Here is a 21,681-nt window from a genome sequence, read left to right as displayed (position 1 = left end):
TTAGGCCTGCCGCCAGCGTTCAATCTGAGCCATGATCAAACTCTTCAGTTTAAGATCAATGCGATCCTTACTCGCTGCCCGAAGGCAACAAAAGCGGATCAAACTTGGCTCAAGGTTCAAACGAATTTGAAAGATGTGAACATCTCTCTTGTGCGCTTGCCTTGATAATTGGTGATTTATCACCCTCATCGGCAAGCGCCCACATGAATTACCTGATCAAATTGTTAAAGAGCAACTTTCTTAAGTTCGCTGTGCTGGCTCGATGACCTGAACCGTGTTGCCTCAGCGAGGAAGGCGTATTTTACGCACTTCCCGGTGTTTGTCAACCACTGTTTTCAGCGAGTGAAGCGAGCGATCTAAACAGCAACAAGACGACTCTAACTTCCTGACAAACCAGAGGTTTTTCAACCTCATTCACCGCTGGTAACGCTGGGCGTCCCCGGCAGCGGATGCGTACTTTACGGATTCGCGGCCGGGTTGGCAAGAGCTAATGTGAAAAAGTTTTCAGAAAGTTCACACCAGGGTCACGCGAGCGTAACGCTTCTTGCCCGCTTGAATCACATACACTTTACCAGTGGCGAGCATGGTGTCTTGAGCAACGACCTCACCATCCACTTTGACACTGCCATTTTTCAGCATGTCTTTGGCTTGTGCGCTGTTCTTGGTTAAGCCTGAGCGATTCAGAACAGTCGCAACCGGGGCCTGCTCGCTGCCTTCAAAATCGACGTCTACTTCTGGCAGGTCTTCCGGCAACTCACCATCGGCCAACTGGTTACCCGCCGACTTGTGCGCATTCACGGCGGCTTCATCACCGTGGTAGCGGGCGATGAGTTCGCGGGCAAGCTCCATTTTCACATCGCGAGGATTCGCACCCTGCTCGACACTCTGCTTCAACGCCTCAATCTCTTCGTTCGATTTCAGCGAGAGCAGTTCGAAGTAACGCCACATTAAGCTGTCGGGCATGGAGACCAGCTTATTGAACATGGAACCCGGTGCTTCATCCACGCCCACGTAGTTGCCAAGCGACTTGGACATTTTCTGCACGCCGTCCAAACCTTCTAGCAGGGGCATCGTGATGACCACCTGAGGCTCCTGGCCGAAGTGCTTTTGAATCTCGCGCCCCATGAGCAGGTTAAATTTCTGATCGGTGCCGCCCAGTTCGATATCAGCTTCTAGTGCGACGGAGTCATAGCCCTGCACTAGCGGGTAAAGAAACTCGTGAATCGCAATCGGCTGATTCGCTTTGTAGCGCTTCTCGAAGTCATCACGCTCCAGCATGCGAGCCACGGTGCTTTGTGCTGCCAGCTCAATCATTTTGGCAGCCGTTAACTCGCCAAACCATTCCGCGTTGAAGCGCACCTCGGTCTTTTCCGGATCGAGGATTTTGAACACCTGCTCTTTATAAGTTTCCGCATTCGCCTTGACGTCGGCTTCGGTCAGCGGCTTACGGGTGACGTTTTTACCGGTCGGGTCACCAATACGGCCGGTGAAGTCACCAATCAAAAAGATGACGGTATGACCGAGATCTTGGAACTGACGCATTTTGGTCAGCAGTACGCTGTGGCCCAGGTGCAAATCAGGTGCTGTAGGGTCGAACCCTGCTTTAATACGCAGCTTGCGACCAGACGCGAGCTTTTTACGCAGCTCGTCTTCTACCAGGATTTCATGCGTCCCCCGCGACAGCAGCGCTAACGCCTGATCCACCTCACTCATTGCCGATCTCCATGTACTATGTGCCGTTAAAGGCGTTTAAATAATCAATAGTGGGCGATGTTATCACGCTCCACCGCCTTGGTTGAGCCTTCACCCCGTTTTGGATGACTCGCATGATGAAAACCGCTTCCTCCACACCGACGGCCTACTATATCGGGCTCATGTCAGGCACCAGCTTGGACGGTATTGATGCCGCCCTGGTCTCTATCACTCCTGGCGCGCCGCCTAAGCTATTAGCCACGGCTGCCGTTGCCATGCCCGATACGCTGCACGCGCAGCTACTGCACCTTTGCCACGCGCCAGCAGCGCACTTTGCCGAACTGGCCGCCGCCGAGGATGCCTTTTGCCGCCTCCAGGCCCAGGCCGTTACAGCACTATTAACGGAACAGGGGCTCGTCCCGGCTCAGATTACAGCGATTGGCAGCCACGGCCAGACGATTGAGCACGCGCCGCAAGGTCACCAGGGTGGTCCGGCGTATACGCTACAGCTAGACAACCCGAGCCTGCTGGCAGAATTGACGGGATGCACGGTGGTGGCCGACTTTCGCCGCCGGGACTTGGCCGCTGGCGGCCAAGCAGCGCCTCTAGCGCCCGCGTTCCACCAAGCGCTGTTTGGGCAGCGCCAAGGCGAACAGCTCGTGCTGAATCTGGGCGGCTTTGCCAATCTTACATGGCTTCCTCAAGAACAGGAGCGCGCCGTGGTGGGCTTCGATACCGGCCCGGCGAACGTGCTGCTTGATGCCTGGTTTGCCAAACATCACACCGAGCGATTTGATGAGAACGGCACTTGGGCGGCCAGCGGGCAAATCGACCAAGCGCTGCTCGCCCGCCTGCTGCAAGAACCCTTTTTTCATCAGCCGCCGCCGCGCAGCACCGGGCGCGAGCTGTTTCACTTAGCGTGGTTGAGCGACCACCTCACTGGCGACGAAGTCCCCCGGGATGTTCAGGCAACGCTGGCCGAACTGACGGCGGTGAGTGTCGCGCAAGGGGTGACCCAACTGCCACTAAGCCAGCCCAGCGCCACGCTACTGGTAGGCGGTGGCGGTGCTCACAATGCCTATTTGATGGAAAGGTTAGCCGCGCACCTTCCTAAGGTCACGCTACTCTCCCCCGCTACGCTGGGCTGGCCGGAAGATTGGATTGAAGCAGGAGCCTTTGCTTGGCTCGCCCATCAGCGCCTGCACGGGTTACCCGGCAACTTGTCTTCCGTGACCGGCGCCAGCGGCCCGCGGGTACTGGGCGGCATTTACGCCCCCTAGCGGCGACCGTCAATAATCGTCACCGTCGCGCAGAGCAAGATGAGACGGCACCTGCGCATCTAACGGCTTACCGCTGGCGACGGCGTCGCCCTGCTTGATCATCAGCCGCAGGTCGTTGGCGGAATCCGCATGGGCCAGCGCCACTTGCTGGCTGACTTGGCCCGCTTGATAAAGCGCATAAAGCGCCTGATCGAAGGTTTGCATCCCCGCGTCGCGGGAGCCTGCCATGGCCTGCTTTAGTTCATCAATACGCCCTTTTCGGATCAGATCCACCACCCGTGGCGACGAGAGCAAAATCTCGATCGCCGCGCAGCGGCCACCCTGCTGAGTAGGCAGCAATTGCTGCGCCACTACAGCACGCAAATTCAGCGACAGATCCATCAGCACCTGCTCGTGCCGCTCATGGGGAAAGAAGTGAAGGATGCGCTCCAACGCCTGGTTAGCGTTGTTGGCGTGCAGCGTCGCCAAACAGAGATGCCCGGTTTCCGCAAAAGTGAGGGCGTGCTCCATGGTCTCGCGGGTACGCACTTCGCCAATCAAGATCACATCCGGCGCTTGGCGTAGCGTATTTTTCAGCGCCACCTCGAAGGACTCCGTATCCACCCCCACCTCGCGCTGATTAACGATGCCCCGCTGGTGCGGATGCAAGTACTCGATAGGATCTTCAATGGTGATGATGTGCCCACCGACTGAGGCGTTACGCTCCTGAATCATCGCCGCCAGAGTGGTGGATTTCCCCGTTCCCGTGCCGCCTACCACTAGCACCAGCCCGCGCTTGGCATTGGCCAACGTCGCCAACTGGCTAGGCACGCCCAGCGCGCTGAGGGTCGGAATGGTCTGCGCAATGCGGCGCACCACCATGGCGGGCTCGTTGCGCTGTTGAAAGGCGCTTACCCGAAACCGCCCCGCACTCTCCAGGCTTAGGGCAAAGTTCGCCTCGTGCTCCTCTTGAAATCGCTCCCGCTGCTTTTCGGGAACCGCATTCAGAACCAGGCTACGCACCTGGCTAGAGGAGAGCGGCTGACGCCCCAGCGGCATTAGCCCCTTGGGCGTTTTCAAACTGGGCGGTGCGCCCACCGAAATCAGCAGGTCTGATGCCTGCTGCTCGACCATAATACCCAGCAGTTGGTGCAGCCACTGGGTCACGGTCATACCGCTGGCTGGCTCACTCATCGCGTCTATTATCCTTTTGCCGCCTTACTCATCTTTTAACGTCAGCGTGCCTTTAGCTCTTACTTGGGCTTCCTCCATACTCACCACGCCCTCTTTAACCAGCTTAGCGAGCGAGGCATTCAGGGTCTGCATTCCCAGTGCGCCGCCGGTCTGGATGGCGGAGTAGATCTGCGCCACCTTATCTTCGCGAACGAGGTTACGCACCGCAGACGTGGCAATCAGGATCTCGTGGGCCGCCACGCGTCCGCCACCCTGACGCTTCAACAGCGTTTGCGAGATGACCGCCTGGAGCGATTCAGACAGCATCGAGCGCACCATAGATTTCTCTTCGCCGGGGAATACATCAATAATCCGGTCGATGGTTTTCGCCGCCGAAGTCGTGTGCAGCGTACCAAATACTAGGTGCCCCGTTTCAGCAGCGGTGAGCGCTAAACGGATCGTTTCGAGATCCCGCAACTCACCGACCAAAATCACGTCCGGGTCTTCGCGCAGCGCGCTTCGCAGCGCCCCAGAGAAGCTATGGGTATCGCGGTGAACCTCCCGCTGATTAATCAGGCAACGCTTGCTGGTGTGCACAAACTCCACCGGATCTTCGATGGTCAGAATATGCTCGAAGCGCTGTTCGTTGATGTAGTCGATCATCGCCGCCAAGGTCGTGCTTTTGCCCGACCCCGTGGGCCCGGTCACCAGCACCAATCCCCTGGGTAGCATCGAAAGGCGCTGGAACACCTCGCCCATGCCCAAGGCGTCCATGGAAAGCACCTTGTTAGGAATGGTACGAAAGACGGCCCCTGCCCCGCGTGCCTGGTTGAAGGCATTAACCCTAAAGCGCGCCACGCCCGGCACTTCGAAGGAAAAGTCCGTTTCTAGGTGCTCTTCATAGTCGCGGCGCTGCCGATCGTTCATGATGTCGTAGATCAGCCGCCGAACGTCGCTGTTCTCCATGGCGGGCACATTAAGCCGACGAATATCGCCATCAACACGTATCATGGGAGGCAGACCCGCCGAAAGGTGCAAGTCGGATGCATTCTGCTTTGCCGAGAATGCCAGCAGTTCGGTAATATCCATCTCTCTTTCCCAGCTGCGGTAAGGTGCTTGAGTATGACAGACAACGCGCTCCCCGAGTCACTTGCATCTGCGCGTGAACGCCTGCGCCGGGCGCTTGAGGATGCCGGACGCTCGCCCACCAGCGCCACCCTGCTGGCGGTGAGCAAAACCAAGCCCGCCGAGATGCTGCGCGAAGCGTGGCAGCACGGCCAGCGCGAGTTTGGTGAAAACTACCTGCAAGAGGCGCTGGATAAACAAGCGGCGCTTGAGGATCTTGACGGCATTGTGTGGCACTTCATTGGCCCACTGCAATCGAACAAGACCCGCGCTGTGGCCGAGCAGTTTGCCTGGGTACACAGCGTTGACCGGTTAAAGATCGCCAAACGCCTGAGCGAACAGCGCCCGGCAGCGTTACCGCCGCTAAACGTATGCCTGCAGGTCAATATTAGCCGCGAGGCCACGAAATCCGGCGTGCTGCCCGAGGGTACCTTGGCACTGGCCCAAGAGATTGCCGCCCTGCCAGGCCTCGCCCTGCGCGGGCTGATGGCGATTCCCGCCCCGGCGGAGACGCTAGAAGCACAGCGCCAGCCGCTGGCAGCGCTGCGCCAGCTCTTGGAAGAGCTCCAAGCGGCACTGCCTGAAGCACCGCTGGATACGCTCTCGATGGGTATGAGCGACGATTTAGAAGCGGCTGTCTTAGAAGGCGCCACGCTGGTACGTTTAGGCACCGCCATTTTTGGCGCTCGGGGCTAACTACGGTTCACACAGCACGCGGCTCACACAACTCACGGTTTACTTTACACGCTGCAAGACGCAGCCATTTGCGAAAAAGGATACCCCCATGGCGAGCAAGATCACCTTCATTGGCGCAGGCAATATGGCCGGTGCCATTATCGGCGGCCTGATCGAAAGCGGTGTCTCACCTAGCGACATCACCGCCACGGCCCCCAACGAAAGCGAACTGGCTCCGCTGAAGGCGCGCCTGGGTATTCATACCCACACCGACAACAGTGCAGCGGTTAACGGTGCAGATGTGGTCGTGCTGGCGGTCAAACCGCAGATCATGCGCGGCGTTTGTGAAGCCCTGCGTGAAAGCGTTCAGCAGCAGGCGCCGCTGGTAATTTCCATTGCTGCAGGCCTGGATGCCAACACCATCGACCAGTGGCTGGGCGGCGGCAACGCCCTGGTGCGTTGCATGCCCAACACCCCGTCACTGGTCGGCATCGGTGCCAGCGGCCTGTACGCCAACGCGGCGGTCAGCGATGCCCAGCGCACCCTCGCCACGCAGCTAATGGAAGCCGTGGGTATTGTCGAGTGGGTCGAGGAAGAGCGTTTACTAGATGCGGTGACCGCGGTTTCCGGCAGCGCCCCGGCTTACTTCTTCTTAATGTTTGAAGCCATGGAAGAGGCCGCCGTGAAGCTCGGCCTGCCTGCCGAAACCGCCCGCCGCTTGGCCATTCAAACCGCCTTGGGGGCCTCCACTATGGCCCAGCGCAGCGACAAAGACCCGGCCACCCTGAAGCAGAACGTGATGTCACCGGGCGGCACCACCGAGCGCGCTATTGCGCATATGGAAGATGCGCACCTGCGCACGATCATTGCCGACGCCATGCAGGCCTGCGCCGCGCGCGCCGATGCCATGTCCAAAGAGCTAAGCGGTAACGATTGAGTCTTACGTAGGCAACCGACCGTGAATCACACCATAAGAACGGGATGAACTGCAGGCACGCCGCTCATCTCAAGAACGACATTTTTTAGGAGAAGCCACAATGGGAAGTCAATTAGGCAGCGCCGGGTTAATGCTGGTGAACTCGCTGATCAATATTTATCTGTTTCTGTTAATGCTGCGCTTTTTGCTGCAGGCATCCCGAGCGGATTACTACAACCCGCTCAGCCAGTCGGTGGTGAAAATCACCCAGCCTGTCGTGGGGCTGTTCCAAGGCTTTTTAGGGCCGGTCGCCGGTCGCTTTGACCTTGCCACCCTGGCGGCCGGTTTCGTGCTCAAAGTGGTCAGTATGATTGCCATTTTCATGGTGATCGGCGTGGGTATGCCGCCCATTGCAGGGCTGCTGATTGCTGGGGTGGCCGCGCTGGCCAACGCCATCTTGAAGATCTACTTCTTTGCCATGATCGTGATGATCATTCTGAGCTGGGTCGCGCCGAATGCCAGCCACCCCGGCGCGCTGCTGGTGATGCAGTTGGTCGAGCCGATCATGGCTCCGGTGAGAAAGGTGATTCCGCCGCTAGGCATGATTGATCTTTCGCCGATCGTGGTCTTTATCGCCATTAACCTAGTAGACGGCTTAGTGGTTGGCTCGCTGATCCGCGCGGCGGGCATCTCGGGCGCACTCGTAGGCCTATAAAGGCCCTATCGACTCGACTATCGCCCCGAGCTTACTTTTTGCAGGACTTATTTTTGCAGGACTAGCGCTTTCGATGCCTGATTCAGACACTCTTGCTTATGACGACCGGCCGGCGGACTCCGTTGGCCTTGTGACCCCTCACGTGGTTAAGTTCGAGACGCCGCTGCCGCTTGCCTGTGGCAAAACGCTGCCGGAGTACGAACTGATCTATGAGACCTACGGCACGCTGAACGCCGAGCGCTCTAACGCGGTGCTGATTTGCCACGCACTGTCGGGGCATCATCACGCTGCGGGCTACCACACGGCCGAGGATCGCAAACCTGGCTGGTGGGATGCCCATATCGGACCCGGCAAATCCATCGACACCAATCGCTTTTTCGTGGTGTCGCTGAACAACCTAGGCGGCTGCCACGGCAGTACTGGCCCGGCGAGCCATAACCCGGACACCGGCCGCCAGTGGGGTCCTGACTTCCCCGTGGTCACGGTGAGCGATTGGGTCACCAGCCAAGCGCGCCTCGCCGATCATCTGGGCATTGAGCGCTGGGCAGCGGCAGTGGGCGGCAGTTTGGGCGGCATGCAGGTGCTGCAGTGGACGATCACCTACCCCGAACGGGTCGCCAATGCCGTCGTCATTGCGGCCACGCCGCGCCTCTCGGCGCAGAACATCGCCTTCAACGAGGTCGCCCGCCAAGCCATCCGCTCAGACCCGGAGTTCTTCGACGGCTGGTACGCCGAGCACGACACCGCACCCAAACGGGGGCTGAAGCTGGCCCGCATGGTCGGGCATATCACCTACCTCTCCGAAGATGCCATGGGCAGCAAGTTTGGCCGCGACCTGCGCAGCGACGACTTGAGCTTTGGCTTCGACGTCGAGTTTCAGGTGGAGTCGTACCTGCGCTATCAGGGCGATACCTTCTCGACCGCCTTTGATGCCAATACCTACCTGCTAATGACCAAAGCGCTGGACTACTTCGACCCGGCGGCCAGCTGCGACGGCGATCTTGCCTGCGCCTTGGCACCAGCGCAGTGCCCCTTTTTGATCGTCAGCTTTACCACCGATTGGCGCTTCCCGCCGTCGCGCTCCCGGGAGTTGGTGGATGCACTAACGCGCGCGGGCAAATCGGTGAGCTATGCCAACATTGAATCGCCCCACGGGCACGATGCCTTCTTATTGCCAGAACCGCGTTACCAAGCGCTGTTCAGCGCCTTTATGGGCCGCGTCGCACGAGAGCAGCACATCGACGCCGCAGGCGCGGAGGAAATACGCTAATGCGCACGGATCTTGAACTGATTTACGACTGGGTTCCCCAAGGTGCACACATCCTTGACCTCGCCTGCGGCGACGGCGTTTTGCTGGAGCGGCTGGCCCAAGAGAAAGGCGTGACCGGCTACGGGTTGGAGATCGACCCAGACGGTATCACCCAGTGTGTGGCGCGCGGCGTCAACGTCATCGAGCACAACCTGGACGATGGCCTGAGTAGCTTCTGCGACAATAGCTATGACCAAGTCATCATGACCCAGGCGCTGCAGGCGCTGCGCCGCCCGGATAAGATGCTTGATGAAATGCTTCGAGTAGCCGAGGAGGGCATCATCACCTTCCCCAACTTCGCCTACTGGCGTCACCGCATTCACCTGGGGCTGCGCGGCTATATGCCGGTATCGAAATCGCTGCCCCACGCGTGGTACGACACCCCCAATATCCACCTCTCGACGTTTAACGACTTCGAGCATCTGTGCAAAGAGAAAGGCTTGGTGATTGTTGACCGCGCCGTAGGAGTGGGCGACCACAAGGGGCACTGGACCTCGAAGTGGTGGCCGAACCTGTTTGGTGAAATCGCCATTTTCCGAGTGCGCCGACGCGCCTAATACCGCACTTACCTCACCCATGAGAGGAGACACGCTATGGCTATCGCGACACTGCGACGCTTTTCACTGCTAACGCTGCTAATGGGGACGCTGCTCAGCGCCACCCAGGCAGCGGCCGAGCAGATGGTGCGAGTGGGCGAGTACGAAATCCACTACAACGCCATTGAAACGCGCTTTCTCACACCAGAAGTGGCGCAGGCGAACAGTATCCAGCGCAGCATCGGGCACGGCTTAGTGAATGTCAGCGTGCGCGAGCGTCAGCCAGATGGCACCACGCGACCGGTCAACGCTAGCGTTGAAGGCTACGTTAGCGACCTCACCGACACCCGCGAACCGCTCAGCTTTCGCACCGTGCACGATGGCGATGCCACCTACCATCTGGCCACGTTCACGCTGCGCCAAGACGAGCCGATGCGCTTCAATCTCGACGTGCGCTACGACCGCAATGAAAACCCCGAGCCGGTGAGCTTTATCCAGCGCTTTTATATCGAACGCTAACCCCGTACCGGTAGCGCCCGCGCCAAGCGGGCCGCTACCGGTACGCCCTGCTGCCATTCCACCGTGACGCCGTACGCCAACACTTCCACGCCCGCCTCTACCGCATCGGCTAACGCCGCCGCATAGGTAGGGTCGATATGCGTCGCCGGTGCCACGTCCGCAATCCCCTCATGGGCCACGCAAAACAGCAGCACCGCCCGCTTACCCTGCTCAGCCAGCGCAGCCAACGCGTGCAAATGCTTGGTGCCGCGCACGCTCACGGAGTCGGGAAAGTAGCCATGCCCATCCGCCTCTTTCAGCGTGACTTGCTTGACCTCCACATAGGCAACCCCCTTCTCAGGGTCATCCAAGCGAAAATCGAGCCGCGCTTCGCCGACCTTTACCTCGCGCTTTAACGTTCGATAGCCCGACAGCGGCGGTATATCTCCGGCCTCAATGGCACTTTCGACCCATCGATTAGCACGGCCTGTGTGCACCGATGCCAGCGCCGTTCCACCATCTGGCTCGGGCAGCTCTATCCACTCCCAGGTCCACCCAAGCTTGCGTTTAGGGTTATGACTGGGCGAGAGCCATACACGGCAGCCGGGTACGTTCACCGCCTTCATCGAGCCAGTATTCGGGCAGTGGGCCACCACTTCCTCACCGCTGTCCAGGCGGACATCGGCCAGAAAGCGCTTATAGCGGCGCAGCAGAATGCCGGGCACCAGCCCTGGATAGGTCATCATAAGCGGCTCACAAAACGCGCGATGCGCACCACCGCCTCCTGCAGACGTGCCACGTCGTTGGTGAACGCGATGCGCACATGATGCTCGCCGCCCTGAACCGCAAAGTCGATGCCGGGGGTGATGGCGACGTTCTCCTCCACCAACAGGCGCTCGCAGAAGGCTTGACTGTCGCGGCTGTAGCGGGAGATATCCAGCCAGAGATAGAACGCCCCCTGGGGTGGTAGATCAGGCGCAAGCCCTAGCTCGGCCAGGCCATCCAGCAGCACCTGGCGACGCTGTTTGAGGGTGGCGCGACGGGTTTCCAGAATATCCCGACACTCGGGAGTAAACGCTGCCAGCGCCGCATGCTGGGAAGGTGTTGGCGCGGCAAGGAACACATTTTGTGCCAGCCGAGTCAGCGGCTCGACAGCCTGTTCTGGCGCCACCAGCCAGCCCAATCGCCAGCCGGTCATGCCGAAGTACTTGGAGAAACTATTCACCACAAAGGCGTCATCCGACAGCGACGTGGCCGATAGCGGCGCGTCATCGTAATTCAGCCCCTGGTAAATCTCATCGACGATGAGATCACCGCCCTTGGCGGCTACCGTGTCGCTCACCTTCGTGAGCGCCTCGGCATCCAACGTATGCCCGGTAGGGTTGGAGGGGCTTGCCAACATCGCTAACCGCGTCTTGGCCTGCCAGTGCCGCTCAATCAGCGGCGCGGTGAGCTGCCAACCGCTGTCACGCCCAACGGGCACGGTATCAATTTCCGCGCCCGCCAGGGCCATAAAGTGGCGGTTACAGGGGTAATTAGGGTCGGCCATTAATACCCGGTCGCCGCTTTCGACCAACAGTTGGCTAGCCAGCAGCAGCGCGCCAGAAGCGCCGGGCGTGACCAGAATACGGGCGGGATCCACCGTGGCGTTGAAGTGCTCGGCATAGTGCCCAGCGATGGCTTCACGTAACGACGCCAAACCGGCAGCGGGGGTGTAGCGCGTTTTGCCTTCGGCAAGCGCCTGCTGACCCGCCGCCACAATGGGTGCGGGAGTGGCAAAATCGGGCTCTCCCACTTCCAAATGAATCACGTCATGCCCAGCCGCCTCACGTGCCTGAGCCATTTCTAGTAAGTGCATCACGCGAAAAGGCGCAACGTGATCGACACGCGAATTCCAGGCCATAACGGCTCCTTCACCTAGCAGTAGTTAAACCATGACGCAGGTCGCACACGATGTGGGACCATGGTCGAAAGCGCACTATTATGCTTGCATCGCGCGCAATTTTCAGCTAAACAAGCATCCCTTTGGCGTGAGATCGTGACACACGCTCATGGTCGATCAGCAGTCACATACGTAAGGGGCACTCCCATGCCAGTAGCGGAAAAGAAACCGGAAGCGTCCAAGTCCTTCATCCCGTATGAGCCGGCACCGGGTGAAGAGTATATGAACGAGAAGCAGCTCGCGCACTTCCGCCAGCTGCTTCTGGACTGGAAACAGGACCTCATGGAAGAGGTGGATCGTACCGTACGCCACCTGCAGGAAGATGCTAACAACTACGCCGACCCCGCTGACCGCGCGACGCAAGAAGAGGGCTTTAGCCTTGAACTGCGTACCCGGGATCGCGAGCGTAAGTTGCTGAAGAAGATCAACGAAACCATCGAGAAGATCGACGAAGACGATTACGGCTTCTGCGAAGCCTGCGGCGTGGAAATTGGCATCCGCCGTTTGGAAGCACGCCCCACCGCCACGCTTTGCGTTGACTGCAAAACCCTGGCCGAGCTGAAAGAGAAGCAACTGGGCGGTTAAGTACCAAACGCCTCGTCATCCTAAGATGACAGCCAACGGGCACCCTTGAGGTGCCCGTTTTTGTTTGTCATCTTGTTCTTCTCATCGCTACGCAGTTTCCCAAACGACGGGTTGCCATGACCGCCACCACTCACTATCGAGGGCGCTTTGCCCCCACCCCTTCCGGGCCGCTGCACTTTGGCTCGCTGGTTGCCGCTTTAGGCAGCTATTTGGATGCCCGCGCCGCTAGCGGCCAGTGGCTGGTACGCATCGAAGATATCGACCCGCCACGCTGCCCAGAAGGCGCGGACAGCACTATTTTGCGCCAGCTAGAGGCCTTTAGACTAACGTGGGATGGTGAGGTGATATGGCAAAGCCATCGTCATGATGCCTACCAGCACGCGCTGGATCAGCTCGTTGAACAGGGGCTGGCGTATCCATGCAGTTGCTCGCGCAAGCAGTGGCAGGCCTTTGACATCTACCCCGGCTGGTGCCGAAACGGCGTGTGCGATGCCACCAAGCCGGTCGCATGGCGCTTGCGCAGCGACCTCGCCAAACGCCCCGTAGGTTGGAATGATCGGCTGTTCGGCGAGCAGCACTTCGACCCCGCCGAACTGGGCGACGTAGTATTAAAGCGCAAAGATCAATTATGGGCCTACCAGCTCGCGGTGGTGGTGGATGACGCCCACCAGGGCATTACCAATATCTTGCGCGGGTACGACCTGCTGGATAACACGCCTTGGCAGCAGCAGTTACAGGCAGCGCTAAGCCTACCAACACCTCGTTACCTGCACCTACCATTAGTGGTAACTACGGATGGCCAAAAGCTCTCCAAGCAGAACCTAGCACCCGCCCTAGCCGAAGAGAGCACCGGGATACGCCGCCAGCTCTTTCAGGCGCTGCAGCTACTCGACCAAGCGCCACCGCCAGCGCTTGTCGATGAATCGCCGGAAGCGCAACTACGCTGGGCAATAGAGAACTGGACGGTGTCACGCCTGGCACCGCTTGCCCATCGCCCCACTCCACCGGAGCAGTAAGATGTACATCTACCGCATCATGCTATTTCTTGTGTTTGGCGGCTACCTGCTATCACCGCTGTTTATGGATGGCTGGGGCGACCCGAGCGTGGCCTGGTACCGCCCTTTTGCGATTTGGGGCGTCCTGATTGCCCTGACGCTATGGCTTGAGCAGAAGAGGAAGTTAGATGAACGCTGAGCTGATAGGCGTTGTATTACTGGGGCTTAGCTACCTGGGGCTGCTGTTTGGCTGCGGCATGGCCGTCGAGCGGGGCTGGGTGCCAGTGCGTATTACTCGCCACCCGATGGTGTATACCCTAGCGCTCGGCGTATACGCCAGCGCCTGGGCAATTTATGGCAGCATCGAATTAGCCGCGAATGCCGGGTTTGGCTACCTCGCTTACTACCTAGGGCCAGCGGGAGCTTTCTTACTCGCCCCTGTGCTGCTGGTACCGATTCAGCGCATTACCCGCACTTACCAGCTCTCTTCGTTGGCGGATCTGTTCGCCTTTCGCTACCGCTCCCGCTGGGCGGGAACGCTTGTCACGCTGCTTAGTCTGATTGCCGTACTACCGCTGCTGGGCATTCAAGTACACACCTTGAGCGACGCCGTGCAACTGCTAACCGGCAGCCGCTACAGCTCAGCGGTAGCGCTGCTGTTTTGCGCGGTCATTGCAGGCTGCGCCGTGCTGTTTGGCGCACGCCACAGCCATCGGCACCGCCACGATACACTGCTGAGCGTCATCGCCTTCGAATCGGTGATCAAACTGCTGGCCATGCTCGGGCTCGGTGCCATTGCCTTATGGTGGGTGTTTGACGGCCCTCAAGATTTACAGCGCTGGCTGGAAGGCCCGGGCGCGGCACTCCAGAGCGCCACCCCACAGCTAGAAGCCCCCCAGTGGCGCACGCTTCTGCTGCTGTTTTTCGCGGCGGCCTTTATGATGCCGCACCTATTTCAGATCACCTTTGCCGAAAGCCTCTCTCGCCATACCTTGCTGCAGGCGAGCTGGACCTTGCCGCTCTTTTTGCTACTGATGGCGCTACCGGTGCCGCTGATCTTATGGGCGGCGCAGTCGGCCAACGAGAGCGTGCCGCTCGCCGCTTACGCGGCGTATCTGATGACCGAGCACTGGTGGGTCGGCACGCTGGCGTTCATTGGCGGTTTGGCGGCCGCCAGCGGCACCATGATGATGATTGCGCTCGCGCTCTCCGGCATGGTGTTGAACCATATCGTGCTGGTCGCCCGCCCGCCGGAGGCGCGTAGTGACCTCTATGGCTGGCTGCTGTGGCTGCGCCGGGCGCTAGTCGGGGCCGTCATTTTCGGTGGCTGGCTGTTTGCCGAAAGCGTCGGGCGCTATCACTCCCTGACGAACCTAGGGTTAGCCGCGTTCGTGGGCATGGCGCAGTGTTTGCCGGGCCTTCTAGCGCTGCTCTATTGGCCGGGCGCGAACCGCAAAGGCATGATTGCTGGCCTTATCGGTGGTATTGGCGTCTGGCTATGGGGGCTGTGGCTGCCGTTGCTATTCGACATCACCATGCCCGCGCTCCCGTTCACTCTGCTGATGCCCGCCGATGCCCCCGCGTGGTACAACGCCACGCTGATTTCGCTAGCGGTGAATATCGTCCTGCTGATCGTGGTGTCGCTGTTTACGCGCATCTCAGAGGGCGAGCGTTCGGCGGCAGAAGCCTGCTCGGTGGATGCGGTCATCCGCTCGAAACGCCTACCGCTGGAAGCCGCTACGGCGGGGGATTTCCCCGCTCACCTGGCCCAGGCGCTGGGCGATGAAGCCGCCAGCCGAGAAGTGGATCGCGCCCTGAAAGCGCTCAACCTGACCCCGCAAGAGCGCCGCCCCTATGCGCTGCGCCGTTTACGCGACCGTATTCAGGCCAACTTATCAGGGCTGATGGGGCCGTCGGTGGCGCGGGATATTGTGGATCGATACCTGCCCTATCGCCACGACGATGCTCCTGTTACCGATGATATCCACTTTGTCGAGAGCCGCTTAGAAGCCTATCGCTCGCGCCTCACCGGGCTTGCCCGAGAACTCGACGGGCTGCGCCGCCACCATCGGCAAACCCTGGCCTATCTGCCGGTAGGGCTGTGCGTGTTGGGCGACGACGATGAGCTGCTGATGTGGAACCAAGCGCTCTCCCAGCTCTCTGGCATCAGCGGCGAAAGCGTGATCGGCTCCCGACGCGACAGCCTGCCCCCGCCCTGGCCCACGCTGCTGGGCAGCGTGCTGAATGCCAGCCAGACGCCGCTGTACAAACAGGCGGTCACGCTGCACGGCAAAGACTACTTTTTGACGCTGCACAAAGCGGTGCTCAGCGGCCACGATAGTCGTGGCGGCAGCGTCATTCTGGTAGAGGATCACACCGAGATGAAATGGCTGGAAGAGGAGCTAGTGCACGCCGCGCGGCTCGCCTCCATTGGCCAGCTCGCCGCTGGTGTAGCCCACGAGATTGGCAACCCGATTACCGGCATCTCATCGCTGGCGCAAAACCTGCGCTACGACACCGAAGACCCGGCGCTGCTGGAAACCGCCGACCAAATTCAGCAGCTCACTCAGCGGGTGACTAAAATCGTCAACTCCCTGGTGGGATTTGCCCATGGCGGACGCCCCGCGCTACCGCTTCCCGCCGCGCCAGCATCGCTGAAAACGGTCAGCGAAGATGCGCTGCACTTGATCCATTTAGCCCGCTCAGGCGAGGATGTCACCTTTACCAACGCCTGCCCAAGTGACATTGTGGTGCGCGGTGATGCACAGCGCCTGACCCAAGTCATGGTAAATTTACTGAGCAACGCCAAGGACGCCTGCCAGCCACAGGGTACGGTACGTATTGAGGCAGGCACCCAGGCCAGCCACGCTTGGTGGCGCGTTGTCGACGACGGCCATGGGATTGATCCCAGCGTTAAACACCGCCTGTTCGAACCGTTCACCACCACCAAACCGGCGGGTGAAGGCACCGGACTTGGGTTATCGTTGGCGTATCAAATTATCAATGAGCACCAAGGCAAAATAGAGGTCGCTTCACCACCTCCCGGAAAGCCTCGCGGCACGGCCATTACGCTATGGCTACCGCTTTACCAACAGGATGATCACTTGCCCCATGCCCAGGATACTGATTGTTGAAGATGAAGCGATTATTCGCAGCGCGCTAAAGCGCTTACTGGAACGTCATCACTACAGCGTCAGCGAAGCGGCCAGCGCCGAAGAGGCCCGTACGCAGCCGCTCAGCGACTTTGACCTCATCATCAGCGACCTGCGCCTGCCGGGGGAGCCGGGCACGACGCTCATTGAGCTAGCGGCCCCCGCCCCGGTATTGATCATGACCAGCTACGCCAGCATGCGTTCGGCGGTGGATGCGCTCAAGCAGGGCGCCGTTGATTATGTTGCCAAGCCCTTCGACCACACCGAGCTATTGGAAACGGTTGAACGCATTCTGCATAAGCAGTCGATGCAGCAGGGCACGCCGCCTGATATCACCGACGGAGGCGGCGGCCGTCAAACCATGATTGGCGACTGCACCGCCATGCAGGAGGTTTACACGCGCATTCGTAAAACCGCGCCTGCGGACGTCACCGTGCTCATCCAAGGCGAATCAGGCACTGGCAAGGAGCTGGTCGCGCGCGCCATCCATCAGCAGAGCAAGCGCGCCAAAGCGCCGCTGATTTGCGTGAACTGCGCGGCGATCCCCGAAACGCTGATTGAATCCGAGCTGTTTGGTCACGAGAAAGGAGCGTTTACCGGTGCCAGCGCGGCGCGCACCGGCTTGGTCGAAGCCGCCGACGGCGGCACGCTTTTTCTCGATGAAATTGGCGAGCTGCCCCTGGACGCCCAGGCGCGATTGCTGCGGGTACTGCAAGAGGGCGAAATCCGCAAAATTGGCTCCGTGGAAACCCGCCATGTGGACGTTCGCTTGATTGCCGCCACTCACCGTGACCTGCGCGCGCTTTCCAAAAGCGGCGAGTTCCGGCTTGATTTGTACTACCGGCTGAACGTGATGCAGATTGCCCTGCCACCGCTACGCGAGCGCGAAGATGACGTACTTAAAATCGCCGACATCCTGCTGGAAAAGGCCTGCAAGCGCCACGAGCGCCCCGGGCTGCGGCTCTCTAGAGCGGCTCGTCAGGATCTACGCGACTACCCCTGGCCCGGTAACGTGCGCGAGCTTGAAAATGCTCTGGAGCGCGGAGTTATTCTCGCCGAAGGGCATTTGATTCACCCCGATGATTTGGGACTTGGCCCGGCGACTAACCGACCTCACCCACCTGCCGTTAGCCCTGGGGCTTCCACAAATGACGACGCCACGACGGCTGACGAAGACGACCTTTCCCTCGAAGATTACTTCCAGCATTTTGTGCTGGAACACCAGGACCAAATGAGCGAAACCGAGCTGGCCCAGAAACTAGGTATTAGCCGTAAAAACTTATGGGAACGTCGCCAGCGACTGGGCATTCCGCGGAAAAAAACTGCCCGCCGCCAGAATTAGCGTACCGATTGGCTGTTTTTGCAGGGGCTACCCCCTGATCATAAGACTAACGTCCAATAGATTGATTTTCATAAGAAATACTCAAAATATCGTTACCCAGACACTGTTACCTTCCCACACAACGAAGCGAAAAATAGGGTCAAAAACGGGTAACACTTTCCCTTCCAATTAGTTCCCCGGCCTACCAAAAAATCGCCAAACCATTGAAATACATAACGTATCAAATGAGTGGCACGGCGAGTGCAATATTACTGGGTAAGAAGAACAAACTGGGCAGCGCGGTTAGTCGCTAACAAAAACAACATGACACCGCCCCGACCTGAGCCAAAACAAAAACAACAAGGCCAGGTAGAGATAACGGCACGAACAAGAACAACAGGCTTGAGTCTCATGACTTGCACGCGCAGCACAGGGTTACCTAGCGGAGCCAAGCAAACGCGCAGCAAACAATAACAATACACAGCAAGTGCCCAAATAAGGACGCGACGTACACAAGGTCTGCACCCAAACAACAACAATAGCAGCATAGGTGTACACCCCCGGAGCCAATAACAACTCGCCGGGAGAGAAAAGTTCGCGGTTGGATTATTGTTTTGAATACGAGGCGGTCGGAATCAGAGTGATTCTTTACGCCTGCCGACTGCGGTGCGTATTCAGGGCGATGTGCCATCATGAATAAAAACAGCAGCATGGACGCTGATTGTCTGCTTTATAGGGGAGGCTCACGTAGCCTCCCCTTTCCGCGTTTACGGGTGGCATTGACGTCAGGTCCGACGGCTCATTGCAAACCGCTCTTTGCAAGCCCCAGGGGGTCGGATACACTCAACCCTTTACCGTCCTCCATACGGTCACGTTTTTCGAAACTGTTTTCGATACACTGCGAGTCGATATCGCCGCATGTTTAAAGGATTTACCCGTTTATTACATAGCCCGGGAGAGCACTTGAAATCCCTGCTCGATTCCCCTGAGAGCGCCTCTGATGCGCTCAGTCCTCGTATTATTCCGCGCTCCGAGCATCCCGTCTCTCGTCAGCAAATCAGTGAAGCCGCGCTCAAGGTGCTATACCGCCTCAATGGGGCTGGTTTCGATGCCTATCTTGTCGGTGGCTGCATTCGCGACGCGCTGCTGGGCAAAATGCCGAAAGATTTCGATGTTGCCACCAACGCAACGCCTGAGCAGGTGCGCGACCTGTTTCGCAACTCACGCCTGATTGGCCGCCGCTTTCGAATCGTGCATGTACGCTTTGGCCGCGAAGTCATCGAGGTAACGACGTTCCGCGGCAAACCCCAGGACGAGCACGGCGACCATATCGCTCACCAATCGGACGATGGCTTGCTGCTGCGGGACAACGTATGGGGCAATATCGAAGAGGACGCACTGCGCCGTGACTTTACCGTCAATGCGCTCTACTACAATATTGCTGACTTCACGATCCACGACTTTGCCAACGGCGTGCGGGATATTGAGTCGCGCACGCTGCGGCTGATCGGCGACCCCGCCACCCGCTACCGTGAAGACCCGGTACGGATGCTGCGCGCGGTTCGCTTTGCAGCCAAGCTCGACTTCACCATCGAGCCCGCCACCGAAGCGCCGATGTACGACTTGGCGCCGCTGCTGCTGCAAATTCCACCTGCGCGCCTGTTTGATGAAGTGCTCAAGCTGTTTATGGCGGGCCACGGATTAATCACTTTCCGCCTGCTCAGCCATTACAATCTGTTTGGCATGCTCTTCCCGGAATCAGAAGAAGCCATGGCCGATGCCGCTTGGGCAGAAGAGCTCATTGAGCAGGCACTCGCCAATACCGATAAGCGTATCGCCGAAGACCGGCCCGTCACGCCCGCGTTTTTGCTGGCAGCATTTCTGTGGGCGCCGGTCGTTCACCGCCAGGCCGAGCTCGAGCGCGAGGGCATGCCTGCCGTGCCCGCCCTGCAAACCGCAGCTCAGCAGGTCGTATCGCGCCAGCTTCAGCACACCTCCATTCCCAAGCGCTTTGGTATCCCCATGCGCGAAATCTGGGAGCTGCAAGCACGCTTGCCGATGCGCCGGGGCAAACGGGCTTTCCAAACCCGCGAGCATCCGCGCTTCCGTGCTGCTTATGACCTCCTGTTGCTACGTGAGCAGGCGGGTGAAATTCCCCGTGGGCTGGGCGACTGGTGGACGGCATTTCAGAAAGGCGATGAGCACGAACAGCTCCGCCTACTGCAAAAAGTCGGCAGCGATCCTGCCAGCCAAGGTGACCGCCGGCGCAAAAAACGCCGCAAGCCGCGGAAGGCGAACAGTGAATAACGCCATTCGCAGTTACATCGGCCTTGGTAGCAATTTGGAGAACCCCAAAGGTCAGGTGCAGCAGGCGCTTCAAGAGCTAGCTGCCCTGCCCTTGTCTCGGCTGGTGGCTAGCTCGTCACTCTACGCCACCCCCCCTGTAGGCCCTCAAGACCAGCCTGACTTTATCAACGCGGTCGCCTGCCTCGAGACGCATCTTTCGCCTTTGGCACTGTTGGATCAACTGCAGGCGCTGGAGCAGCGCCATCGCCGGCGGCGGCTGCGCCACTGGGGGCCGCGCACGCTGGATTTAGACCTGCTGCTCTACGGCGAACTCACGCTTCATCAGCCACGCTTGACCGTTCCCCATGGGCAGATGCACGCCCGCGCTTTCGTGTTAGTCCCACTGGTGGAAGTGGCCACAGCGCTTCAGCACCCCATCACCCTACATCAGCAGCCGCTTAATCACTGGCTAACAGCTGTAAATATGAGCGATATTCGGCACTTAAATGATACCGGCGTCACCGCGACTGCTACCATCTGACACAAATCTCGACACCACGCCCCCAATCAGGTAACAATTGCCGGTTACGCCACATCGCGCAGGCAGGGACGCTGCGATAATAATGGCCGAGCAAAGCAGGCGTGTCACACCCCCCTGCCGCATCGGCCCCATAAAGATTGAATGAGAGCACGCCATGAAAACCGTCACCCTGAGCACTCTGCAGGCGTATAAGCGCGCCGGTGAAACGTTCAGCTGCCTGACTGCTTACGATGCCTCCTTTGCCCATGCCGCTAGCGCGGCAGGTATTGATGTCCTACTGGTAGGCGACTCCCTGGGCATGGTTCTGCAAGGCCATAGCAGCACTCTCCCTGTGACCATCGACGACATCTGCTACCACACCCGCTGTGCAGCACGTGGCAAAGGCCACAGCCTGCTAATGGTCGACCTGCCGTTTATGAGCAACGCCACCACCGAACGCCTGCTGGAAGATGGCGCGGCACTCATGCGCGCAGGTGCGGAGCTGGTGAAGGTAGAGGGCGAGGCGTGGATGGCCGACGGCATACGCGAACTGACGCGCCGTGGCGTACCAGTGTGCGCCCACTTAGGCTTGACGCCGCAAACCGTTTACCAGTTGGGCGGTTATAAAGTGCAGGGCCGCGAGGCCGAGCAAGCAGAAAAAATCATTAATGATGCCAAAGTGCTGGTCGAGGCAGGAGCATCGGTCATTTTGCTGGAGTGCGTACCCGCCAGTTTGGGCAAAGCGGTGACCGAGGCGCTGGACGTCCCCGTCATCGGGATCGGCGCAGGCCCGGATACCGACGGCCAGATTCTGGTAATGCACGACGTGCTAGGCGTTACCCATGGCCGCACACCGCGTTTTGTGAAGAACTTTATGGCGGACGCACACTCTATTCAAGGTGCATTTGAGCAGTACCATGAAGCGGTCAAAACCCGCACGTTTCCCGCTCTGGAACACTGTTTTTAAGTGAGTGACAGCGAA

At 59.3% G+C, this 21,681-nt stretch carries 20 protein-coding genes; 15 read left to right on the top strand and 5 right to left on the bottom strand.

Annotated elements, in window-relative coordinates:
* Positions 1-513 precede the first annotated feature (513 nt).
* Positions 514-1,713 (bottom strand): tyrosine--tRNA ligase, encoded by a 1,200-nt coding sequence (gene tyrS / locus NH344_RS13150; RefSeq protein ID WP_062363647.1) that lies wholly within the window; start codon positions 1,711-1,713, stop codon positions 514-516.
* Positions 1,714-1,829: 116 nt separating this feature from the next.
* Between tyrS and NH344_RS13145 the strand changes: the two genes are divergently transcribed.
* Entirely contained in the window at positions 1,830-2,972 is a 1,143-nt protein-coding gene (locus NH344_RS13145; RefSeq protein WP_253028001.1) for an anhydro-N-acetylmuramic acid kinase, read from the top strand.
* Positions 2,973-2,981: 9 nt separating this feature from the next.
* On the opposite strand, the gene NH344_RS13140 is transcribed toward NH344_RS13145, so the two are convergent.
* Both NH344_RS13140 and NH344_RS13135 read right to left on the bottom strand, forming a co-directional pair.
* Entirely contained in the window at positions 2,982-4,145 is a 1,164-nt protein-coding gene (locus tag NH344_RS13140) for a PilT/PilU family type 4a pilus ATPase (RefSeq protein WP_290444038.1), read from the bottom strand.
* A 24-nt stretch (positions 4,146-4,169) separates the two neighbouring features.
* The gene (locus NH344_RS13135; protein WP_074211079.1) at positions 4,170-5,213 is read right to left on the bottom strand and encodes a type IV pilus twitching motility protein PilT; all 1,044 of its coding nucleotides are present in this window, start codon (positions 5,211-5,213) and stop codon (positions 4,170-4,172) included.
* A gap of 33 nt (positions 5,214-5,246) precedes the next feature.
* Here NH344_RS13135 and NH344_RS13130 point away from each other — a divergent pair, with 33 nt between their 5' ends.
* The 6 genes from NH344_RS13130 to NH344_RS13105 all read left to right on the top strand — a co-directional run bounded on the left by NH344_RS13130 (position 5,247) and on the right by NH344_RS13105 (position 9,919).
* Complete coding sequence (locus tag NH344_RS13130; protein ID WP_044629497.1) at positions 5,247-5,945, top strand: YggS family pyridoxal phosphate-dependent enzyme; 699 nt, start codon at positions 5,247-5,249, stop codon at positions 5,943-5,945.
* An 88-nt stretch (positions 5,946-6,033) separates the two neighbouring features.
* On the top strand, positions 6,034-6,861 hold the full coding sequence (proC, locus tag NH344_RS13125; protein ID WP_044629496.1) for a pyrroline-5-carboxylate reductase: 828 nt from the start codon (positions 6,034-6,036) through the stop codon (positions 6,859-6,861).
* A 100-nt stretch (positions 6,862-6,961) separates the two neighbouring features.
* Positions 6,962-7,555: a YggT family protein gene (locus tag NH344_RS13120; RefSeq protein WP_062360581.1), complete on the top strand. Its 594-nt coding sequence runs from the start codon at positions 6,962-6,964 to the stop codon at positions 7,553-7,555.
* Between the two features lie 73 nt (positions 7,556-7,628).
* The gene (locus NH344_RS13115; RefSeq protein WP_062372869.1) at positions 7,629-8,825 is read left to right on the top strand and encodes a homoserine O-acetyltransferase; all 1,197 of its coding nucleotides are present in this window, start codon (positions 7,629-7,631) and stop codon (positions 8,823-8,825) included.
* Positions 8,825-9,421, top strand: a complete 597-nt coding sequence (gene metW, locus NH344_RS13110; protein WP_044629493.1) for a methionine biosynthesis protein MetW — start codon at positions 8,825-8,827, stop codon at positions 9,419-9,421. The genes NH344_RS13115 and metW overlap by 1 nt, the downstream gene beginning before the upstream one ends.
* A 36-nt stretch (positions 9,422-9,457) precedes the next feature.
* Positions 9,458-9,919: a DUF4426 domain-containing protein gene (locus NH344_RS13105; protein ID WP_044629492.1), complete on the top strand. Its 462-nt coding sequence runs from the start codon at positions 9,458-9,460 to the stop codon at positions 9,917-9,919.
* Here NH344_RS13105 and sfsA read toward each other — a convergent pair.
* Positions 9,916-10,644 carry a DNA/RNA nuclease SfsA gene (gene sfsA, locus NH344_RS13100; protein ID WP_253027999.1) on the bottom strand — a complete coding sequence of 243 codons (729 nt, stop codon included), beginning with the start codon at positions 10,642-10,644 and terminating at the stop codon, positions 9,916-9,918. The two genes, NH344_RS13105 and sfsA, sit on opposite strands and share 4 nt — an antisense overlap.
* Positions 10,641-11,801: an aminotransferase class I/II-fold pyridoxal phosphate-dependent enzyme gene (locus tag NH344_RS13095; RefSeq protein ID WP_253027998.1), complete on the bottom strand. Its 1,161-nt coding sequence runs from the start codon at positions 11,799-11,801 to the stop codon at positions 10,641-10,643. Before NH344_RS13095 ends, sfsA begins: the two co-directional genes overlap by 4 nt.
* A gap of 186 nt (positions 11,802-11,987) precedes the next feature.
* Here NH344_RS13095 and dksA point away from each other — a divergent pair, with 186 nt between their 5' ends.
* The 8 genes from dksA to panB all read left to right on the top strand — a co-directional run bounded on the left by dksA (position 11,988) and on the right by panB (position 21,666).
* Positions 11,988-12,425 carry an RNA polymerase-binding protein DksA gene (gene dksA, locus NH344_RS13090; protein WP_044629489.1) on the top strand — a complete coding sequence of 146 codons (438 nt, stop codon included), beginning with the start codon at positions 11,988-11,990 and terminating at the stop codon, positions 12,423-12,425.
* 116 nt (positions 12,426-12,541) lie between these two features.
* Complete coding sequence (gene gluQRS / locus NH344_RS13085) at positions 12,542-13,441, top strand: tRNA glutamyl-Q(34) synthetase GluQRS (RefSeq protein WP_253027997.1); 900 nt, start codon at positions 12,542-12,544, stop codon at positions 13,439-13,441.
* Between the two features lies 1 nt (position 13,442).
* Positions 13,443-13,619 (top strand): hypothetical protein, encoded by a 177-nt coding sequence (locus NH344_RS13080; RefSeq protein WP_044629487.1) that lies wholly within the window; start codon positions 13,443-13,445, stop codon positions 13,617-13,619.
* On the top strand, positions 13,609-16,554 hold the full coding sequence (locus NH344_RS13075; RefSeq protein ID WP_253027996.1) for an ATP-binding protein: 2,946 nt from the start codon (positions 13,609-13,611) through the stop codon (positions 16,552-16,554). The genes NH344_RS13080 and NH344_RS13075 overlap by 11 nt, the downstream gene beginning before the upstream one ends.
* On the top strand, positions 16,532-17,914 hold the full coding sequence (locus NH344_RS13070) for a sigma-54 dependent transcriptional regulator (RefSeq protein WP_058578297.1): 1,383 nt from the start codon (positions 16,532-16,534) through the stop codon (positions 17,912-17,914). The genes NH344_RS13075 and NH344_RS13070 overlap by 23 nt, the downstream gene beginning before the upstream one ends.
* An 897-nt stretch (positions 17,915-18,811) precedes the next feature.
* The gene (gene pcnB / locus NH344_RS13065; protein WP_058578296.1) at positions 18,812-20,200 is read left to right on the top strand and encodes a polynucleotide adenylyltransferase PcnB; all 1,389 of its coding nucleotides are present in this window, start codon (positions 18,812-18,814) and stop codon (positions 20,198-20,200) included.
* Positions 20,193-20,720 carry a 2-amino-4-hydroxy-6-hydroxymethyldihydropteridine diphosphokinase gene (gene folK, locus NH344_RS13060; protein WP_062360566.1) on the top strand — a complete coding sequence of 176 codons (528 nt, stop codon included), beginning with the start codon at positions 20,193-20,195 and terminating at the stop codon, positions 20,718-20,720. The genes pcnB and folK overlap by 8 nt, the downstream gene beginning before the upstream one ends.
* A gap of 154 nt (positions 20,721-20,874) precedes the next feature.
* Entirely contained in the window at positions 20,875-21,666 is a 792-nt protein-coding gene (panB, locus tag NH344_RS13055) for a 3-methyl-2-oxobutanoate hydroxymethyltransferase (RefSeq protein WP_054640976.1), read from the top strand.
* Positions 21,667-21,681: the final 15 nt, after the last annotated feature.

The sequence above is a fragment of the Halomonas sp. Ps84H-12 genome, assembly GCF_024124725.1.
GTDB lineage: Bacteria > Pseudomonadota > Gammaproteobacteria > Pseudomonadales > Halomonadaceae > Vreelandella > Vreelandella aquamarina.
The sequence above is the reverse complement of the archived record's forward strand: the minus strand, read 5'-3'. Positions and strand labels throughout refer to the sequence as shown.

Excerpts from the sequence above, each read along its gene's own strand:
- NH344_RS13070 (WP_058578297.1), top strand. The coding sequence starts at position 16,532 with ATGCCCAGGATACTGATTGTTGAAGATGAAGCGATTATTCGCAGCGCG.
- NH344_RS13080 (WP_044629487.1), top strand. The coding sequence starts at position 13,443 with ATGTACATCTACCGCATCATGCTATTTCTTGTGTTTGGCGGCTACCTG.
- NH344_RS13105 (WP_044629492.1), top strand. The coding sequence starts at position 9,458 with ATGGCTATCGCGACACTGCGACGCTTTTCACTGCTAACGCTGCTAATG.
- sfsA (WP_253027999.1), bottom strand. The coding sequence starts at position 10,644 with ATGATGACCTATCCAGGGCTGGTGCCCGGCATTCTGCTGCGCCGCTAT.
- proC (WP_044629496.1), top strand. The coding sequence starts at position 6,034 with ATGGCGAGCAAGATCACCTTCATTGGCGCAGGCAATATGGCCGGTGCC.
- NH344_RS13115 (WP_062372869.1), top strand. The coding sequence starts at position 7,629 with ATGCCTGATTCAGACACTCTTGCTTATGACGACCGGCCGGCGGACTCC.
- NH344_RS13130 (WP_044629497.1), top strand. The coding sequence starts at position 5,247 with ATGACAGACAACGCGCTCCCCGAGTCACTTGCATCTGCGCGTGAACGC.
- tyrS (WP_062363647.1), bottom strand. The coding sequence starts at position 1,713 with ATGAGTGAGGTGGATCAGGCGTTAGCGCTGCTGTCGCGGGGGACGCAT.
- NH344_RS13095 (WP_253027998.1), bottom strand. The coding sequence starts at position 11,801 with ATGGCCTGGAATTCGCGTGTCGATCACGTTGCGCCTTTTCGCGTGATG.
- dksA (WP_044629489.1), top strand. The coding sequence starts at position 11,988 with ATGCCAGTAGCGGAAAAGAAACCGGAAGCGTCCAAGTCCTTCATCCCG.
- NH344_RS13120 (WP_062360581.1), top strand. The coding sequence starts at position 6,962 with ATGGGAAGTCAATTAGGCAGCGCCGGGTTAATGCTGGTGAACTCGCTG.
- NH344_RS13140 (WP_290444038.1), bottom strand. The coding sequence starts at position 4,145 with ATGAGTGAGCCAGCCAGCGGTATGACCGTGACCCAGTGGCTGCACCAA.
- pcnB (WP_058578296.1), top strand. The coding sequence starts at position 18,812 with ATGTTTAAAGGATTTACCCGTTTATTACATAGCCCGGGAGAGCACTTG.
- NH344_RS13075 (WP_253027996.1), top strand. The coding sequence starts at position 13,609 with ATGAACGCTGAGCTGATAGGCGTTGTATTACTGGGGCTTAGCTACCTG.
- metW (WP_044629493.1), top strand. The coding sequence starts at position 8,825 with ATGCGCACGGATCTTGAACTGATTTACGACTGGGTTCCCCAAGGTGCA.
- NH344_RS13145 (WP_253028001.1), top strand. The coding sequence starts at position 1,830 with ATGAAAACCGCTTCCTCCACACCGACGGCCTACTATATCGGGCTCATG.
- panB (WP_054640976.1), top strand. The coding sequence starts at position 20,875 with ATGAAAACCGTCACCCTGAGCACTCTGCAGGCGTATAAGCGCGCCGGT.
- NH344_RS13135 (WP_074211079.1), bottom strand. The coding sequence starts at position 5,213 with ATGGATATTACCGAACTGCTGGCATTCTCGGCAAAGCAGAATGCATCC.
- gluQRS (WP_253027997.1), top strand. The coding sequence starts at position 12,542 with ATGACCGCCACCACTCACTATCGAGGGCGCTTTGCCCCCACCCCTTCC.